The organism is Nocardia sp. NPDC005745, assembly GCF_040630775.1.
Classification (GTDB): domain Bacteria; phylum Actinomycetota; class Actinomycetes; order Mycobacteriales; family Mycobacteriaceae; genus Nocardia.
The window spans coordinates 154,858-173,608 of record NZ_JBEXYF010000001.1; the positions used below are offsets into that span (position 1 = coordinate 154,858).

At 68.4% G+C, this 18,751-nt stretch carries 13 protein-coding genes and 4 tRNA genes; 4 read left to right on the plus strand and 13 right to left on the minus strand.

The features are described from left to right. Positions 1-62: 62 nt before the first annotated feature. From pgsA to ABZ420_RS00820, 10 genes are all read right to left on the minus strand, one after another. Positions 63-758 (minus strand): phosphatidylinositol phosphate synthase, encoded by a 696-nt coding sequence (gene pgsA, locus ABZ420_RS00775; RefSeq protein ID WP_357115731.1) that lies wholly within the window; start codon positions 756-758, stop codon positions 63-65. Between the two features lie 25 nt (positions 759-783). Then, a complete protein-coding gene (locus ABZ420_RS00780; protein WP_357115734.1) occupies positions 784-1,383 on the minus strand; it encodes an HIT domain-containing protein in 600 nt (199 codons plus the stop codon). Next, on the minus strand, positions 1,380-3,431 hold the full coding sequence (thrS, locus tag ABZ420_RS00785; RefSeq protein ID WP_357115737.1) for a threonine--tRNA ligase: 2,052 nt from the start codon (positions 3,429-3,431) through the stop codon (positions 1,380-1,382). Before thrS ends, ABZ420_RS00780 begins: the two co-directional genes overlap by 4 nt. Positions 3,432-3,608: 177 nt before the next feature. After that, positions 3,609-4,223: a (2Fe-2S)-binding protein gene (locus ABZ420_RS00790; RefSeq protein WP_357115740.1), complete on the minus strand. Its 615-nt coding sequence runs from the start codon at positions 4,221-4,223 to the stop codon at positions 3,609-3,611. Next, complete coding sequence (locus tag ABZ420_RS00795; protein WP_357115743.1) at positions 4,220-4,648, minus strand: TIGR02611 family protein; 429 nt, start codon at positions 4,646-4,648, stop codon at positions 4,220-4,222. Before ABZ420_RS00795 ends, ABZ420_RS00790 begins: the two co-directional genes overlap by 4 nt. A 107-nt stretch (positions 4,649-4,755) precedes the next feature. Beyond that, positions 4,756-7,005, minus strand: coding sequence for a bifunctional SulP family inorganic anion transporter/carbonic anhydrase (locus ABZ420_RS00800; protein WP_357115746.1), 2,250 nt, complete (start codon positions 7,003-7,005; stop codon positions 4,756-4,758). 243 nt (positions 7,006-7,248) lie between these two features. Next, the gene (locus ABZ420_RS00805) at positions 7,249-9,477 is read right to left on the minus strand and encodes a bifunctional SulP family inorganic anion transporter/carbonic anhydrase (RefSeq protein WP_357115749.1); all 2,229 of its coding nucleotides are present in this window, start codon (positions 9,475-9,477) and stop codon (positions 7,249-7,251) included. Positions 9,478-9,925: 448 nt separating this feature from the next. Continuing rightward, positions 9,926-10,000: transfer RNA gene (locus tag ABZ420_RS00810), tRNA-Val, on the minus strand. A 1-nt stretch (position 10,001) separates the two neighbouring features. Beyond that, a tRNA-Cys gene (locus ABZ420_RS00815) sits at positions 10,002-10,072 on the minus strand. Between the two features lie 43 nt (positions 10,073-10,115). Further along, positions 10,116-10,188: transfer RNA gene (locus ABZ420_RS00820), tRNA-Gly, on the minus strand. A 370-nt stretch (positions 10,189-10,558) separates the two neighbouring features. Here ABZ420_RS00820 and ABZ420_RS00825 point away from each other — a divergent pair. From ABZ420_RS00825 to ABZ420_RS00835, 3 genes are all read left to right on the plus strand, one after another. After that, positions 10,559-10,630, plus strand: a tRNA-Val gene (locus tag ABZ420_RS00825). Positions 10,631-11,291: 661 nt separating this feature from the next. Next, the gene (locus ABZ420_RS00830; RefSeq protein ID WP_357115752.1) at positions 11,292-11,825 is read left to right on the plus strand and encodes a hypothetical protein; all 534 of its coding nucleotides are present in this window, start codon (positions 11,292-11,294) and stop codon (positions 11,823-11,825) included. Between the two features lie 222 nt (positions 11,826-12,047). Next, positions 12,048-13,277 (plus strand): sigma factor-like helix-turn-helix DNA-binding protein, encoded by a 1,230-nt coding sequence (locus tag ABZ420_RS00835; protein ID WP_357115755.1) that lies wholly within the window; start codon positions 12,048-12,050, stop codon positions 13,275-13,277. Here ABZ420_RS00835 and ABZ420_RS00840 read toward each other — a convergent pair. After that, complete coding sequence (locus ABZ420_RS00840; protein WP_357115758.1) at positions 13,243-14,187, minus strand: hypothetical protein; 945 nt, start codon at positions 14,185-14,187, stop codon at positions 13,243-13,245. The two genes, ABZ420_RS00835 and ABZ420_RS00840, sit on opposite strands and share 35 nt — an antisense overlap. A gap of 547 nt (positions 14,188-14,734) precedes the next feature. Here ABZ420_RS00840 and ABZ420_RS00845 point away from each other — a divergent pair. After that, complete coding sequence (locus ABZ420_RS00845) at positions 14,735-15,748, plus strand: hypothetical protein (RefSeq protein ID WP_357115761.1); 1,014 nt, start codon at positions 14,735-14,737, stop codon at positions 15,746-15,748. Here the strand turns inward: ABZ420_RS00845 and ABZ420_RS00850 are convergent. Both ABZ420_RS00850 and ABZ420_RS00855 read right to left on the minus strand, forming a co-directional pair. Next, complete coding sequence (locus tag ABZ420_RS00850) at positions 15,715-16,677, minus strand: LysR family transcriptional regulator (protein ID WP_357116432.1); 963 nt, start codon at positions 16,675-16,677, stop codon at positions 15,715-15,717. The two genes, ABZ420_RS00845 and ABZ420_RS00850, sit on opposite strands and share 34 nt — an antisense overlap. Positions 16,678-17,167: 490 nt before the next feature. Continuing rightward, complete coding sequence (locus tag ABZ420_RS00855; protein WP_357115764.1) at positions 17,168-18,727, minus strand: NAD(P)/FAD-dependent oxidoreductase; 1,560 nt, start codon at positions 18,725-18,727, stop codon at positions 17,168-17,170. Positions 18,728-18,751 lie beyond the last annotated feature (24 nt).

Sequence of the window (18,751 nt, forward strand, 5' to 3'; positions counted from 1 at the left end):
GTCCATCGTCGCGAATACCCGGACGCCGCCGTCGATCGGCCTGCGTCCCGCACGGCGTGAGATCACGACGGAAGTCCCGGGGTGTCGGCGGTTCCCGCGCTCGGGCTCTGCGGCCGCGCGGCCGGGATCACGGTGCGCGCCCCCGGCGAGTTGCGCACGGCCAGCACCCGCTGAACGACGGTGACGATACTGAGCACGGCGAGGATCCACATGGCCACGTGCACGGCGTAGGTGAGCCACTCTATGCCCCAGTAGCCGGCGATGCCGGTGAGTCCGGCGCCCACCAGCACGATGATCAGCCGATCCGGCCGCTCGATGATGCCGCCGTCCGCGGACAGCCCGCTGGCCTCCGCGCGCGCCTTGGCATAGGAGATCACCTGCGAGGTCACCAGAACGACCAGCGTCGCGGCGAACAGCGGCCTGTGCTGTTCGTGGAAGACCGCCCACCAGGCCAGCCCGGCGAAGATGGCGCCGTCGGCCAGCCGGTCACAGGTGGCGTCCAGCACCGCGCCGTATTTCGTTCCGCCGCCGCGCGCCCTGGCCATCGCCCCGTCGAGCATGTCGAACATGACGAACAACCAGATCACCATGGTTCCCCAGAACAGATGTCCGGTGGGGAACAGCGTGACCGCGGCGACTATGGAGGCGGTGGTGCCGATCAGCGTCACGGCATCGGGCGTGAGTCCCGTGCCGACCAGCGCCCGGCCCAGCGGAGCCGTCGCCTTGGCGAACGTCTCGCGGCCGAAGAAGCTCAGCACGGCCGATCCACCCGGTCGCTCATCTCTAGGCCTCCTTCCAGGCCGCCGACAGCAGCGCCCTGGTCTCCCGCAGCAGTTGCGGCATCACCTTCGCCCCGCCGATGACGGTGATGAAGTTCGCGTCTCCGCCCCAGCGCGGCACGATGTGCTGGTGCAGGTGATCGGCCAGCGACCCACCGGCCACCCCGCCGAGATTCAGCCCGACATTGAACCCGTGCGGCCGGGACACCTTCTTCATCACCCGGATCGCCTGCTGGGTGAAGGCCATCAGTTCGGCGCTCTCCGCCTCGGTGAGGTCCTCCAGGTTGGCCACCTTGCGGTACGGCACGACCATCATGTGCCCCGGGTTGTACGGGTACAGGTTGAGCACGGCGTACACCAGCTCACCCCGCGCGACGACCAATCCGTCCTCATCGGACATCTTCGGGATGTCGGTGAAGGGATGGCCGGTCGAATCCTTGGGGCCGGTGGCCGCCTCCGCGATGTAGGACATGCGATACGGCGTCCACAGCCGCAGCAGCCGATCCGGTTCGCCCGCGCCGCTGTCCACGATGCTGCCCGGCTCCTCCGGGGTCGCGGTTCCGTCCAGATCCGCGAGCCCGTCCTGCACCGTCCGCTCGGTCATGCCGGGCCCTTGATCTCGAAACCCTCGGCCGTCGGCGACGCGTTCTGCCGCTGGGCGATCCACGCGACGATGGTGGCCACCGCGTCGTCGACCGGTACGCCGTTGACCTGGGTGCCGTCGCGGAAGCGGAAGCTCACGGCGTTCGCGGTCACGTCGCGCTCACCGGCCAGCAGCATGAACGGCACCTTCTGCGCGGTGTTGTTGAAGATCTTCTTCTGCATGCGATCGTCGCTGCGATCCACCAGTGCCCGGATGCCCTCGTCCTGCAACCGTTCGATCACCCGATCCAGATGCGGGGCAAAGGTTTCGGCGACCGGGATGCCGACGACCTGCACCGGCGAGAGCCAGGCCGGGAACGCGCCCGCGTAGTGCTCGGTGAGCACACCGAAGAATCGCTCGATCGAGCCGAACAGCGCGCGGTGGATCATGACCGGCCGCTGCTTGGTGCCGTCGGAGGCGGTGTATTCCAGGTCGAAGCGCTCGGGCAGGTTGAAGTCCAGCTGGATGGTCGACATCTGCCAGGTGCGGCCCAGCGCGTCCTTGGCCTGCACCGAGATCTTGGGGCCGTAGAAGGCGGCGCCACCCGGATCGGGCACCAACTCCAGGCCGGAGGCGGAGGCGACCTTGGACAAGGTCTCGGTGGCCTCCTCCCAGATCTCGTCGGAACCGACGAACTTCTTCGGGTCCTTGGTGGACAGCTCGAGGTAGAAGTCGTCGAGGCCGTAATCCTTCAGCAGATCCAGCACGAACCGCAGCGTGTCGGTCAGTTCGCTGTGCATCTGCTCTTTGGTGCAGTAGATGTGCGCGTCGTCCTGCGTCATGCCGCGCACCCGGGTCAGGCCGTGCACCACGCCGGACTTCTCGTAGCGGTAGACCGAGCCGAACTCGAACAGGCGCAGCGGCAGCTCCCGGTACGACCGGCCACGGGCGCGGAAGATCAGGTTGTGCATCGGGCAGTTCATCGGCTTGACGTAGTAGTCCTGGCCGGGCTTGCGGACGGTGCCGTCCTCGTTGAGCTCGGCATCCAGGTGCATGGCCGGGAACATGCCGTCGCGGTACCAGTCCAGGTGGCCGGAGACCTCGAACAGGTGGCCCTTGGTGATGTGCGGGGTGTTGACGAACTCGTAGCCCGCCGCGATATGCCTGCGGCGCGAGTACTCCTCCAGCTCCTTGCGGATGATCCCGCCCTTCGGGTGGAACACCGGCAGGCCGGAGCCGAGTTCGTCGGGGAAGCTGAACAGGTCCAGCTCCAGGCCGAGCTTGCGGTGGTCGCGGCGCTCGGCCTCGGCGAGCAGGTGCAGGTGCTCGTCGAGCGCCTCCTGCGATTCCCACGCGGTGCCGTAGATGCGCTGCAGGTCCTCGCGGCTCTGGTCGCCGCGCCAGTAGGCGGCCGAGCTGCGGGTCAGCTTGAAGGCCGGGATGAACTTCGTGGTCGGAATGTGCGGACCGCGGCACAGGTCGCCCCAGATCCGCTCGCCGGTGCGCGGATCCAGGTTGTCGTAGATGGTCAGCTCTTTGCCGCCGACCTCCATGACCTCCGGATCGTCGATGCCGGACTTGTCGCTGATCAGCTCCAGTTTGAACGGCTCCCCGGCCAGTTCGACCCTGGCGTCGTCGATCTCGACCACCCGGCGGGAGAACCGCTGCGCGCCTTTGACGATCTTCTTCATCCGGGATTCCAGCTTCGCCAGATCCTCCGGGGTGAACGGCCGTTCGACGCGGAAGTCGTAGTAGAACCCGTCCTTGATGTAGGGCCCGATGCCCAGCTTGGCCTCGGGGAACTCCTGCTGCACGGCCTGGGCGAGCACATGCGCGGCGGAGTGCCGGATGACGTTGCGGCCCTCGGCGGTGTTCGCCGCGACCGGCTCCACGTCCACGTCGTCGGCCGGGGTCCAGGAGAGGTCCTTGAGCTCACCGTCCACCCGGACGACCACGACGGTCTCCGGCCCCTTGGTCGGCAGGCCCGCCTCGCGCACCGCGGCGCCCGCCGTCGTCCCGCCCGGCACCCGGACGAGGGTGACTGGGCTGATGGGGGCTGAGGTGGTCACGGCTGCGCTCTCCTTGGCGTTCTCGTGTGCGGGCAGGGCCCGCTTGATGGTGGCCGATCGCAAGTTCGTCCGGCGCGACCATGCTACTGTCCCGCCGCTGTCCTGCCGCTTCGGGCCTTTGGCCGTACCGGTCGGGTGGCGCGGGAAACCACTTGCGCCTCGCGCAGGTTGCTCTGCTCAGTTTTCGGCGGCCAGGTCCGCGAGCAGTGCGGCCCGTTCGGCCGCGGGCCGCTTCGGGCAGCTGGTGCACATCTGGCAACCCGGCACCTCGAACACCAGGCAGCAGGAAATGCGCCGGACGAAGGTGCGTCCGCCGATCTCCACGAACCGCGGCACCGGGAGTTTGCCCGCGATGTCGGCTGCCAGCCGCGCCCCCGCTTCCGGCGAACCGGCGTCGAGCGCGCGGTTGCCGATCGCGTCGGCGGCGATCGCCCACAGCGCGGGGACTCCCGCGCCGGACACCTCGGCGACCGGCGGGATCACGACGCCGAGCGTGTCGCGCAGCGCCGTCGCGCCGCTGACGGAGGGAACATCGTGCGCGGGCACGCGCACGCGCTCGACGCCACCGTCCGGGCGCACCTCGCACTCCAGCCGGTCCAGCGCGGGGACGGGGGCGTCCTCGTCGTCCGCGTAGGCCCGCGCGAGCTGCTCCACCAGAGCGGAGGCGACCATGCACCACCAGAGCGTGCCCGCGATCCGCGGCGACGTGGTCCCCCAGGAATGGCCCATCTCCGCGATGCGCGCGGCCAGCCATTCCGGTTCGGTGAGCACGCGCCCCGGAACGGTGGTCACCGTTGCAGGGGGCTGCGCAGCCATTCCCATTCGACTCCGATCCAACTACCCACTAGCCCGAAGGTTCCCAATATCCACAGCGTCGCCACGACCAACGCGGCGGTCCCGATCGCCCCGACGGCCTGCACGGGCCTGCCCTGCCTGCGATACCAGTCCATCAATTGCCGGTACCGGTCCCGTAACCAGGCCAATGCGCTACGCGCCCAAGCGAATTCGGTGGCAAGAATGCCGAGTCCGGCGAACACGATCGCCCAGCCGGGACCGGGATAGGGGATCGCGAGCACGCCGACCGCGAGCACGGCGATACCGACGACCGCGACGACGATCCGGTAGACGAGGTAGAGCTTAGGCCGTCGTTCGAGGCCGGCGCGGAAGGCGCGCCAGCGGGTCGGATCGTCGGAGCTCGTTTCCAGGTCTGCGGTCACGTTCCCAGGGTACGAGCAATCCGGCGGACCGAATCTGCTCTCGACCGTCCGGATACAGCGATCCCGCCCGGGCGGCGCGCCCGGGCGGGATCACCCATCCCCGTCGATCACACGAGTTCGGGAGTGTGCTGATGGCCCGCGTCATCGATATGCGCGATGCCGTTCTCGGTCACCTCGACGACCCGGGCGCTGGCGATGTCGAAGAACAGGCCCGACACCGTGACGCCGCGCTCGGCGATCGCCTTGCGCACCGCAGGGTGCCGGTGCAGCAACTCGAGCTGCACCGCGACGTTCACCATTGCCAGCTGGTCGACCTCGCCGAAACCGGCCTCCTGTGCCGCGGCCGCGACCGGATGGCCCGCGCGGAATCGCTCCAGGCTCGGGCGCGCATGCGCGAGCCAGGCGTCCACGCCGGGTACCTCGGCGCCGGTGTGCAGCGCCTTCATCGCGCCGCAGGAGGAATGCCCGCAGACCACGATCGAGCGGACGTTCAACTGCTCGAGCGCGAACACCAGCGCCGCCTCGACCGACGCGTCCCCCTCGGCGGGCGCGAGGTTGCCCACGTTGCGCACGGTGAACAGGTCGCCCGGTCCGCTGTTGGTGATGATGTTCGGCACGATCCGCGAGTCCGAGCAGGTCAGGAAGAACGAATCCGGGTCCTGCGTGTCGCGCAACTCGTCCAGGTGGGGCCGGACCACGTGCGCGTGGCTGCGGTGGTAGGCCGCGACGCCGGCCGCGACCGGATTCTCGTGCCGCTCGTCGCGTCGCCAGGGGCCGAGGATCTCGTCCCAGACCGAGCGCGCGAAGCTCCGCGCGGGCGGTTGCGCGCCTGCGTGGGCCATCCTGGCTCCGCCGATCTCCACGAAATCGACGCTGCCTCCGCTGTTCACCTGCTGGCGGGCGAACTCCTCGATGGCCTCGAACGCCGCGTGATCGAGGAAGTCGACGGTCATCTCCACCGTGACGTCGGCTCCCGGTGGGATCTTCGCGAACTGCGCCGACAGCTTCGGCAGTGCGAGGAAGGTTGCCGAGCCGTCGATGGCGAAGAGCCAGCGCTGTGTACCGGGGACCTGCTCGGCCCTGACCGTCACTCGGACGACCCGCCACAGCAGCAGCCCGAAGGCCAGGCCGAGGCCGATCAGCACGCCCTCCAGCAGGTTCAGGAATACCACCCCGAGCACTGTGACGGCGTAGATCAGCAGGTCACCGGTGCGCCGGGCCAGTTTGATGTGGGCCAACTTGACCAGCTGGGTGCCGATCACGATGAGCAGACCGGCCAGCGCGGCCTTCGGGATCTGCTCCACCACGGATACCAGCGCCACGGCGAACACCAGCAGCCAGACGCCGTGCAGGATCGCGGAGGCGCGGCTGTGCGCTCCCGCCTGCACGTTGGTGGCGCTGCGCACGATCACGCCGGTGACGGGCAGTCCGCCGAGCAGGCCGGACAGCACATTCGCCGAACCCTGGCCGATCAGCTCGCGATCGAAGTCGGTGCGCTTGCGCGAGTGCATCTTGTCCACGGCCACCGCGGACAGCAGGCTCTCCACGCTGGCGATCAGGGCGATGGTGAGGACGGCCAGAGCCAGACCCGACCAATCGCCGCTGGGCAGCGCGGGCAGGCCGATGGCGTCGAACAGCGAGCCATTGAGCACGATGCGCTCGGCATTCAGCGGCAACACCACCGACAACGCCGTGCCCACGAGCACCGCGACCAATGGGCCCGGCACCACGCGCACCTTGGCGGGCAGGTATTTCCAGCCGAGCATGATGGCGATCACGACCGCGCCGATCAGCGTGCCGCCGCCGTGCAGGGACAACAGTTGCCCGGGCAGCTCGGTGATGTTGCGCCAAGCCGAGCTGTGCGAGGAACCGCCGAGCAGCACATGGATCTGCTGCAGCGCGATCGTGATGCCGATACCGGCGAGCATCGCGTGCACCACCACGGGCGCCACGGCGAGCGCCGCTCTGGCCACCCGGCTGAGCCCGAGCAGGATCTGCAGCACACCGGCCGCGAAGACGATGAAACACGTGGTGCGCCAGCCGAATTGATTGATCGTCTCGGCGACGACCACGGTGAGGCCCGCGGCGGGGCCGCTCACCTGGAGGACCGACCCGCCGAGCGTTCCGGCGACGATACCGCCGATCACGGCGGCGATGAGCCCGGCGGCGACGGGGGCTCCGGAGGCGATCGCGATGCCCAGCGAAAGTGGTAGCGCGACAAGGAAAACCACGATCGAGGCGGGTACATCGTGGCGGAGGATCTCGGTGAAGCGGTCGGACAGCGGTCCGGAACTGCGGCCCGGGTCCGCCGGTGCGGGTACGGACGGTGGCGGGGCTAAATCGTGATCGATAGCCATGACTCTCCTTCGCCGACTCGGCTGATTCGCCGAGGTCGGTTGACGATCAACATGTCCAGCAGGGCACAAGACCGCGAACCGGCATCTCGCGGTGAAGCAGTCCCGACACAGCGATGAGTCGAGATGTAAACACGGACAATTGTATTGGTAAAGACTTAGCAAAGCCTGAGAAGTTCGCCGATTGTGTGTAGTTCCCCACTGTCCTCTCGTCGTTATCACCGTGACGCACCGAACATCGCCTGGTCAGACCGGTTCCGCCGCGATCCGCCTCTCCCGGTCGCCGAACTCCGCGATGCCGTCGACCATGACCTCGATCACGCGGGCCGTGGCGAGATCGAAGAACAACCCCGACACCACTACGCCCCGCTCCTCGATCCCCCGGCGCACGACCGGGTGCGCGTGCAGCGTCTCCAGCTGCACCGCCACGTTCACCATGCCCAGCTGGTCCACCTCGCCGAACCCCGCGACGGCCGCGGCGGCGGCTACCGGATGCCCCAGCCGGTAGCGCTCCAGGCTCGGGCGCGCGTGTGCGAGCCAGTCGCCGAGACCGGTCCCGGGACGCACCTCGCGGTGCAGCGCCTCCATCGCACCGCAGCCGGAATGACCGCATACCACGACCGCGCGCACAACCAGCCGCTCCAACGCGTAGATCAGGGCCGCCTCCACCGAGACGTCCTCCCCGCGCACCGGCACCAGGTTGCCCACGTTGCGCACGGTGAACAGGTCGCCCGGTCCGCTGTTGGTGATGACGTTCGGCACGATCCGCGCGTCCGCGCAGGTCAGGAAGAACGAGTCGGCGTCGTGCCGATGGCGCAGCTTGTCCAGATGCGGGCGCAGCACGTGGGCGTGGCCGCGGTGATAGGCGGCGATGCCCGCCGCGATGCGGTCCTCCCCGTTGCCCGAGCGCCGCCACGGCCCGATCACCTGGTCGATGACCTGGCGCACGTGCCTGCGCTCGGGCGGTCCGGCCAAGGCGGTGGCCATCCGCGCGCTACCAAGTTCGGCGAATTCCACGGTCGCGGAGCCGGATTCACGCTCCCTGGCCCATTCGGTGAGGAACTCGTGCGTGGCATGGTCCAGGAAATCGACGGTCATCTCGACGGTCACATCCGCGCCCGCCGGAACCTTCGCCAGTTCCGCGGTCAGCTTCGGCAAGGCCAAGAAGGTGCACGTGCCATCGATGCTGACCACCCACCGTCGCGAGCCGGGGACGGGGGCCGCCACGATCGTCACGCGCACCACCCGCCACAGCAGCAGCGCGAACGCGAGCACCAGACCGATCACCATGCCCTGCAACAGATTCAGGAAAACCACGCCCAGCACAGTCGCCAGGTAGACGTACATCTCGCCCGCTCGTCTGGCCAGCCGGATATGCGCGAGTTTGATCAGTTGCGCGCCCACGAAGATGAGCAGTCCGGCCAGCGCGGCGGTCGGTATCTGCCGTACGAGCCCGGCCAGCGCCACCGCGAACAGCAGGATCCAGACACCGTGCAGCACGGTCGACGCCCGGCTGCGGGCGCCCGCGTTCGCGTTGGTGATGCTGCGCACGATGACGGCGGCGATCGGCAGGCCGCCGAGCAGGCCGGACACGACGTTGGCCGACCCCTGACCGATCAACTCCCGGTCGAAGTCGGTGCGGTGGCCCGGCCGCATCTTGTCCACCGCGACGGCCGACAGCAGGCTCTCGACGCTGGCGATGAGCGCGATCGTCACCATCGTCGTGATGACGGCGGTCGTGCCGCCGGAGGGGACGGCGGGCAGGCCCAGGGAGTCCAGCAACGAGCCGTTCAGCACGATCCGCTCGACGTGCGTGGGCAGGACGAGCGCCAGCAGCGTGGCGGTGACCACGGCGACGAGCGGTCCGGGGATCAGGCGCACCCGCGGCGGCGCGAATCGCCAGGCGATCAGGATGACGATCACGACGAGCCCGACGCACAGGTCGCCCGTGCGTACCGACGTCAGCTGTTGCGGCAGGGCGGCCAGCGCGGCGAACGACGAACTCAGCGAGTTCCCGCCGAGCAGCACGTGCACCTGTTGCAGCGCGATCACCACACCGATGCCCGCCAGCATGCCGTGCACGACCACCGGGGCGATGGCCAGCGCGGCGCGCGCGACCCGGCTCAGCCCGAACAGTATCTGCAGCACGCCCGCGCCGACGGTGATGAAGCACGTTGCGGCCCAGCCGAACTGGTGCACGCTCTCGGCGACGACCACGGTGAGGCTCGCGGTGGGCCCGCTGACCTGGATCGAGGAACCGCCGAGGAGCCCCGCCACCACGCCGCCGATTACGGCCGCGATCAAACCCGCGGCGACCGGAGCACCGGCGGCCACCGCCACGCCGAGCGAAAGGGGAAGGGCGACAAGGAAAACCACGATCGACGCGGGTAGATCGTTACGGGCGATCCGGGTCAGCCGATCGGCCATGTGCGCGTGCGGCGACGTCCGGGGTGCGGAATCGGTGTCGGTGGACATATTTTCTCCTTCGCCGGGTGGTGGTCCCGGTTCATCGGTCAAACATGTTCTTGGCATCGAAGGCGAGCGGCGGGCGAAGCTCGGGCCGTCCCCGTCGGTGGAGCACGACCCCTGACACGGCGGTCGCGACAATAGTAAAGACTTCCCAAAGCGTGTGAAAAGGTTTCCGGTCGCGATGACAGCAACCGCTACCATAATGTGACTCAGGTCACAGCGCAACTGAGGGCTGGTGTCGAGGCCGCGTGTTCGAGGGGGACATGCCCGGGTACCTCGAGATCGAACTGCGCACTGACAACGGCCCCACCGAGATCACCATGCGGCAGTGGGTGCCCTGGGATGCCGTCCGTCCCGGATAGCAAAAAGATGTTGCTGAGCCTGTGCGTTTTACACGCGTTGGGCACAAACAAAATCAGACCCGGTGAAAACCGGGCCTGACCTCGTGAGACGGTGGTGCGCGATACTGGGATTGAACCAGTGACCTCTTCCGTGTCAGGGAAGCGCTCTCCCGCTGAGCTAATCGCGCGAGGTGGAGACGGGAATCGAACCCGTGTGCACGGCTTTGCAGGCCGTTGCCTCACCACTCGGCCACTCCACCGCGCAAAGGGGGACGGCGTTATTTTGCCTGGCCCTACCTCTCGAGCGGATGACGGGATTCGAACCCGCGACCCTCACCTTGGCAAGGTGATGCGCTACCAGCTGCGCTACATCCGCATTCTGCCTCCCGGGGCTCGTTTCCGGCCTCCGTGGTGCGAGACAGAACATTAGCGGACGCTCGGTGAAAGGCACAAATCCGCTGGTAGAACGGCGGAAATCGAGAAGTTGAATGGTGTGACGCCGGTGGCGCATGTGGTGGATGGGGGAGGGGAGGCTCCGGTCGTCGCTTCCACCGGCGCGGACGTCGAGTCGGCGACCGGTCGCGAACGCATAGCGGCGGGCGTGCGGCTGGGCGAAAAGGGTCGCCGGATGAGTGGAGGTTCCGCCGAACCGTCTCTGTCCGGATGGCGATTTGGTGAACCGCCGGTGGCGCGTGCTAATGTTTCGTCTCGTCCGGAGGGCACCCCGAGCCGCCGGAAAAATATCAGGTCTCATAGCTCAGCGGGAGAGCGTCCGCCTCACACGCGGAAGGTCGCTGGTTCGATCCCAGCTGGGACCACTCCCATATGCGAGACCGGTGCACTTGCTTGCCCGGTCTTCTTTCTTCTCCGTGCCAGGTGTGTCCACTGGGGTTCCATCTCGCGAATCCGAACGTCGCCAAGATGTGCGGCTCGGGTGTCGCGTTTGCCGATCCCCACTGTTGTCGGCACCAGAGACTCAGCTCATACATTGCCTGGTCGTACCCGCCGTCGGCCACTCCATATTCGCCATGTTCGAGGCGGCGCAGCGTTTCGATGACCGGCGGCGTTGCTGGGTGTGCCAGGTCGAACTGGCAACGACGGATGGAAGAATCCGCGATCTCTATCCGTTGCGATGTCCGCCCCGGGCCCTCTTGGTCGCCGCGGCATCGGCCGCGCGATGGACCCTAGCAACGTGCTGCACCCGCGCCACGCGATCCGGCCCGTCGGCGAACTCGCGTGCCTGGACCACCGCCAATGCTCGTGACTCCCATCCAGCACTGAGCGCGGCCCCCACGCGCGAACACGCCACCGCTGGTGGCGCAGCTCTGTCAAGGCTGCGGCCGTGGTGCTTCGGGTCCGGCCGCCCCGCTGCCCAGTTGACCGCACCGCGAATGCACCATGGGCAATGGTCGGGACTGATCTCCCACCAAGTCCTGATCATTGACAATCGGCAGAAGTGATCGTTGAAATAGTCCAACGATGATCGAACCCGACCCCCAGCTCGAAGAGGAACTCAACGCCGCTCACAGCCTTTATCCGATCGGCGACCATGTCACCGGAGTGGTCACGCTGATTCCGCGACCCGGCGTCGTCGGACTGTTCGTCGACTTTGGCCATCCACCCTCCGGATTCGTCGACATCCTGAATCTGCCGTTTACCGCCGACCAATGGCCCGCTGTCGGCACAGTGACCGAGTTCGAGGTCCTCCAGCACACACGCGGCCAGGTTCGCCTCTGGCCTCTCGATCCCGCCTTCCGATCGAGCACAACAAGGTTCCCCGCCATGAGCGAGTCCGAATGGTGGGCCGCCAAGAACCGCCACCCCGTCGGCTCCGCAGTCACCGCCGAGGTCACCGACGTCTTCCCCAGCAACCGCGAATACGTCGTCGCATTCGATGGCCTTTGGTCCGTCCTGTCCTGGTCCGGCACGCCCCCCGCCGTCGGCACCACCGCACAATTCACCGTCGACCGGCATCTCGACGCGACCCGAAGAATTCGGCTGCGCAGCGCCTGACAAACCCAGCACCTCATCATGGCTTGCGCCAGTCATGGCGCAGAGAAGCTGACGAAGAACGGCACCTCGGCCTCGACGCACTCGTCGCGCAGATCCCGCACCCAGTCCCCGCTTCGATCGTTGTGGCGCGATGTTCGCGGGTGGTCGCGGCGGCGGTCCGGTGTCGGTGGGTGGGGATACGCTGTGGCGCACAGTGCCGGAGCCGAGTCAGGGGGTTGTCGCGTGACGATCAGTGCGGAGGTCGCGCAAGGAGCGGCGCCGGACGACGACGATCCCGAATCGCTCGATCTGCGAGATGACATCTCGTTCGAACTCGAAGAGGTCAACGAGGTGCTCGGCGAGTTGATCGCTTTGCACGCCGACCACAAGGCCAAGGACGGTGACCTGCTGACGGCTCGGCTCGGGGTGGGTGGGGAGAAACCGGAGACGCTGGCCCGGATCGGCGCTCGCTACGACCTTTCCCGCGACCGGGTGCGGCAACTGCACACCAAAGCGGTCGGGCAGATGATCCGGATGGCGCAACTGTCCGGCCATCACGCCGCCGCGGTCCTGTCCGCGCGCTATCCGCTCGACGCCAGGGACCGGCAGCTGGTGCGCGCGCTCCTGGTGGAGACCTACGCGACCGACACGGACATCGCCGCGACCGAGCTGTCGTACCTGAAGCTGCGGCTGGCCGGGCACGCGGCCGAGGACGCCAAGCGGATCGCCGGGTTCGTCACTCAGCGCATCGCCGCCTGGCAGAAGAAGACCAACCGGCGCCTGGCGAAGCTGCACGATGCCGAGCCGCGGGCGACGAGTCAGCTGAATCCTTGGCTGAGCCAGGTCGATTGGCCTCGGGCAGGCGCCGCGGCCGCGGTCCCCACCGTCTCCGCGCGCACCGTGGACAGCGACGACGACGGCCGCGGGCGCTTCTACCTGGACAAGGTCGGTCGCGACGTGCCGTTCGACTCCGGTTTGGAGGCCAGGCTGCTCTGGATCCTCAACGCCAGCGATCTGGTCGAGACTTTTCAGGAGCAACCCGCGGCGGTCGTCTACGACCTCGACGGCGCGGAACGGGTGCACTATCCCAGCATCGTCGCCCGGCTCACCGACGGCCGCACGGTCTTGATCGACGTCGCCGCGCTCGGGCACGTCGGCTTCCACGTCAACCGGGTGAAGGCCGCCGCCGGTCGAGCACACGCGCACGCCAACGGCTGGGGCTGGCTGGTCTGGACCGGCAGCCGCATCGGCGTTCCCGATCTGCGCGCACGCCCCGTCGACGCCACCAGCGAGCGGATGCTGCGCGACCTCGTCGAGCGCGGCACCGTGCACTGGGCCGCGCTCCGCGAAGTGCGTGCGAAGACCGGCCTGGAACTGCTGGACTTCCTCGCGCTGGTGCTGCGCCACGAATGGCGGTGGGAGCGGGCGCCCTTCCGGCTCAGCGCACCACCATCGCCGCCGCCAGGAACGTGACGATCAGCAGCATCGCGCAGATCGTGATCAGCTGCCAGCGGCCGATGGTCACCTCGAGATTGGCGATCGTGTTGCGCAGCGCCTTGTCGAGTCGATCGTGATCGGCGATCGTGCGCTGGGCGGTAGCGAGGGCGTCGGCCTGCTTCTGGGCGGCCAGCTCCGCGCGTTCCAGTCGCGTGGTCAGCTTCAGCAGGTGTTTCTGCCTGTCGCGCAATGATTTGCGGGTCACCGCCAGCGCCGTGCGCTGGTTGACCAGTTCCTGGCGCTGCCGGGCGATGACCATGGCCTGCGTCTTCGTGTGGTATTCCCAGTCGGTCACGGTAGCCCAGCCTCCTGTCCTCTCGTCCCGATAACCCCAGACGTACTCGCCGCGTACCCAGCCCGCGATGAACTCGCGCAGTTCGACCGGCTCCCGCCGCGGCGCCGCCATGGCGTGCTCGGTGTCCAGCACACCGGTGACCGCGCGGTAATCACAGGCGGCGGGCGCGAAGTCGGCGATGCCGAGAGCGTGCAGGTACGGCACCCAGTAGCCGGGCGGGCACAGCCACAGCACATCCGTGCAGCCGGCGGCGCGCAGCCGCTCGGTGTGCTCCTGGGCGAGGCCCCGTTCCAGCGGGCCGCTGCGCACCTCGATCGCGTACACCCGGTCGCCCTTGCGCCAGTACACGTCCACCGGCAACGTGCCGATGCGCCGATCCACCTCGGCCTCGTCGGCCCCGTAGGCGAGCAGCCTGCCGCACAACCAGTACTTGAGCCGCCGCGTATCCCACTGGGCGGCGGCGCATTCCGGGCACCCGCAGGCATAACCGGCTTTCGACCCACGCGTACGGCCGGAAGCCTCTCCGATACCCAACTCGGCGAGCATCGCCCGGCGCCCGCAGGCGATCTCCGCCCGCTGCTTCGTTCTCACGCGACCACTCCCCTGCACAAACCACCGCAGGCCCGGCGACCTACGCCATAGATCAAGAGTGCGTCAGACTCGGCTACCTCGCCAGCCCCGTTCACCCCGCGCTCGGGTGTGCCGCGCAGGTAATCGATCAGCAGAATTGGCGTTGTTCTCTGTGGCACAAGGATTTTCATCATGCCACGGGCCCGCACCGGGCAGTCCGGTATCGGCGAATTGACAGTTGCCGCCATCCCATGACGCGCCGGCCGCCGGGCATCCGGGCGAACTCGCGGCCTGCGTAACGCAGCTCACGGCGGCCGTCCGGAGCGCGGAGTCGCGGAGGGCGCGGATCATGCGGATAATGACCGATCAGATGCGTCGGCCTGTTTCCGGACAAACCGGGTCGCCGCGTAATCCGCCTGCAGGGGGGTAATTCCGGGGGCCTAGGCTGCTTCGATCAGGTCATGGATCGGTGCGCCGCCGATACTTCGCGAGCCGCGGATGTCCAACTGGGCGGATAGAATCGTCCGGCCGAGTGCGAGCTGGGCCGATACGGGGAAGTAGGTACTGGATGGAGCACGGTCAGCAGACCGGCGAGTCGATCGGCGCGATGTTGTCGAGTATCGCGTCGGCTCTCCGAGAGGTCAGCGAGAAGCTGGACGCGGTGGCGGCCCGGATCGATGGCGCGCAGACCGTGGTGAGCGAACCAACCGCCGAGGGACGGTTGGCCAAACTCGAGGCGTGGGCTTTCCGTGCCGCACAGGATATCTCGGGTCTCGACACCAGGGTGCAGCTCCTGGAATCCGGCGACGACCCGGCTCCGGAGGATCGGACGGCGCAGCGCCCGGCAGGCTCGCTTCCCCGGGCGGCCGCGGGACGGGCGAACGCACGCAAGGCGGAGCACGGCGGCGCCGAACCCGCGGCGCGAAAGAGCGATGCCGGCGAAGCGGCCGTTTCCCGCAACGGCGCGCGACCGCAGAGCACACCCAGGGAGCCGGTGCACGCGGCGGCCGAACCGAATTCCGCCGCGCAGACGGGTTTCACACCGCCGCGCGAGCCCACGCTCACCGCGCTGGATCCGAGCGTCTCCTCCGGCCAGAACTTCACCGCACCCCGCGAACCGGCGTCGAACTTCACCGCGCCGCCCTCGCGTGAGCCCGCTTTCACCACGCCGACACCGCGGGAACCCGTGTCGCCTTTCACCCCGCCGGCACCGCGCGATCCGAGTACCGGTCAGCGGGAGACACGCGAGCCGGCCACCTACTCCCCCACCGAGAACGCCGCGTACGAGAGCATCGTCGCGTCCACCCCGAGCACTCAGCACAGCGGATCGGAGAACGGGGCGACACCGGTCACCGGACTCACCGGTGCGCACCGCGCCGGTGAGGACGACCGGACAGCGGTCGAGAACACCCACGTGGACAAGCTGCAAGCCATGCTCGACGAGCTCAAGCGCACGGCCGCGGCCCCGCTGGGACGCTCCGACCTGTTCGACTCGACCTCGAACGGATACTCCTCCGAGCGCACCGAAGCGCAGCGCAGGCCGGCCGACTATCGGCTCTCCAGCCCGCCGCCGGTGTCCTGAGCCACTCTGACGCGCCGCCGCTTCGGCGGACGCGCCGCGCCCGCCGAACGCAGCAGGATCTCCTGGACGAGATCGCGCAGCCAGCGATGCCCTCCGTCGGCGGTGTTGCGCGGATGCCACGCCATCCCGATCGCGGCCTCCGGCAGCGGCAGCGGTATCTCGAAGGCGCCCAATCCGATCGCCGGTAGCGTGGCGGCGCTCAGCATGGCGGGCGCGGAGCAGACCAGGTCGGTGCCGCGCACCGCGAACAGCGCGCTGGTCAGTGTCGGCACGGTGGCGACCACTCGCCGGGTGCGGCCGTGCAGGGCGAGACGGTCGTCGATCGGGCCGTGCGAACGGCCGTTGCGCGAAATGCTCAGATGCGGTGCGGCGGCGTACGCGGCGACGGTGACGCGATCGGTGACCAGGGGATGGTCGGCGGCGGCGACGCCGATCACGCGGTCGGTGAGCACTCTGCGCACGGTCGTCTCCGGGTCGGTGTGGTCGATCACTCCGACTTCGAGATCGACACGTCCGTCGCGCAACGCGGCGGTGCCCTCCAGGGAGTCGGACAGGAAGCGCAGCGTGACGCCCGGCGCCTGGGCGCGTACGGCCGACAGCAGGGGCCCGGCCAGTTCGGTGAGCACCATGTCGCCCGCCTGCACGGCGAACGTCCGGCGCAGCGCCGCCGGGTCGAGGTCGTCGCGCGGTGTCAGCAGCGCGCGTCCCTGCTCGACCAGGGTGCTGACCTCGTAGCGCAATTCCAGGGCCCTTGGTGTCGGCACCAGGTTTCGACCCGCGCGTACGAGCAACGGGTCGCCGAGCACGCCGCGCAATCTGGCCAGCGTCCGGCTCATCGCGGGCGGCGAGGTGTGTAGGCGCTGCGCGGCCAGGGTGACGCTATGGGTGTCCAGCAGTGCGTCGAGGGCCACGAGGAGATTCATGTCCAGCGCTTCCACCCTTGGATTATCGCCAACGCAAACAGCGGGCCCCGGTATTGCGCGGGCGACAAGCGGGGGCGAGTCGCACCCCGGCGGCAACTCCGGACAGTCGTCGGCCGAATCGTCCACGATCGAGCACGCCATAACGCCGTCCCTCGTGTTCATGTACCCGATGACCTCCGGATATGCACTACGCACGTCGGCACTGGGCCGCTCGGGCGACGACGTCGGAAACGGCTGTTCGCACCGAGCCCCGCAACTTGCCGGACGCCCCGGCGCGATTTCGTCGGGCGACGCCCCAGTTCGGCAGTCGATGCAATTGTGCGCACACCCCCCTCCGCTGACCGGCGACCGGAGGAGTCGCTGCGCGCGGGGCGCAAACCTGCCCGCCGCCTACCGCATCGCACGATGGAACCGGAACCGGCGCGCCGGATCACTCCGCGCGCCACATACCCCACCATAGGGCGGATCGCCGCCTGGCCGGGGCGGCAACGGAAGCCTAGCGGCTGACTCGGCCGCCGCCGCCCTCGTAGGGAAGCAGTTCCGCCTCGACCGGGGTGGTCGGCGGCGCGACCGGTCCCGGCCCCGGCTTGCGGCGGGTGGCCAGTCCCCGGTAGGACTCCGGCTTGATCCGGCGGAACACCTGCGCCAGACGCGTGTGCAGGGGCAGACGGAACTTCAGGTCGCCGAGCATCTCGTCGATATTCTGGATGGAGAACGGGACGACCGCCGTGCCGTGTGCGTGGTGGCCGGGCGTACGTTCCTCCATCCAGCGCAGGCGGGCGTCGATCTGCTCGTCGAGTTTCTCGGCGGAGGGCAGATCGAGCCTGCCGGTGAGCAGCGCGGCGGTCCAGTGCGCGGCGACCTCGGCGTTCAGCGTGCTGATGACCGACGAGTTGTAGCCGGCGAAGGTCAGGTTCGGAACCTCGAGCGGCAGGATCTGGCGGTGCAGGCGGAAGTTGCCGTGCTCGTCGGTGAGCCGGCGCTGGATGTACGGCGTGAGGAAGGGCACGCGCTGCTGGAACCCGGTCGCGCAGATCACGACGTCCGCCTGCAGCACCTGCCCGGTGGACAGCCGGATCCCGGGCGCCGCCTTCGGACCGCCGCCCATCTCGGTGATCGTCGTGTCCCGGTGCACCGTGATGCGTCCGTTGGCCACTTGCTCGTAGAAGCCATCGCTCACCAGGCTCACGGTGCTGTCGGCGATCTCCTGGAACCGCCCGCCCGGCACCAAGCCGAGTTCGCGCAGCTGGGAGTGCTTGGTGACGAGTTCTTGGATCAGGTCGAAGTTGCTGGTCCGGAACGATTCCCCGGGACCGTCCAGGAATCGGTCCATCCAGCGGGGCCGCAGGTAATGGAAGTGCGCCTCACCGAAGCGAGTCAGCATCAGCCGTTCGTAGTCGATCACCCGGGCCAGCTTGCGCGGCATCTTCCACAGCAGTCGACGGGCCACCACCGAGGTGGAGGCCGCGACCTCGCTGACCGCGGTGGCGATGTCGCAGGCGGACTTGCCGTAACCCACCACGACGACCGACTTGCCGCGCACCGACTCCAGATCGGTGAACTCCGAGGAGTGGCACAGGCGCCCGCCGGCCGCGCGGAACCAGTCCGCGCCGCGATACTCCGGCATCGCCGGGTCGCTGAATATGCCGTTGGCGATCACCAGGTGGTCGCACGACGCCCGATGAATTCCGCTCTCGTCGCGAATTTCCAGCAACCAGCCGCTGTCCACCGGATCGGCGGCCACCACCTCGGTGCGCAACCGCAGGTGCTCGGTCAGCCCGAAGTGCTCGGCGTAGGCGGCCAGATAGGCCTGCATGTGCGGCCCGTCGAGGACGCGCGGGTAGTCGGCGGGCATGGGGAAGTCGGAGAAGTGATACGTGTCCTTGGAGTTCTGCGTTTGCAGTCCCGGGTATCGCCGGGTCGCGCTCCACACGCCACCGATATCGGGTGCGCGGTCGAAAATCTCGACCGGAAAACCCTCCTGTTTCAGCACTTTCGCGCAGGCGAGACCTGCGATACCCGCACCGACGATCCCGATGCGGCTTCCGCTTGTCATGCGCAGGAGACTACGTCGCCTGCG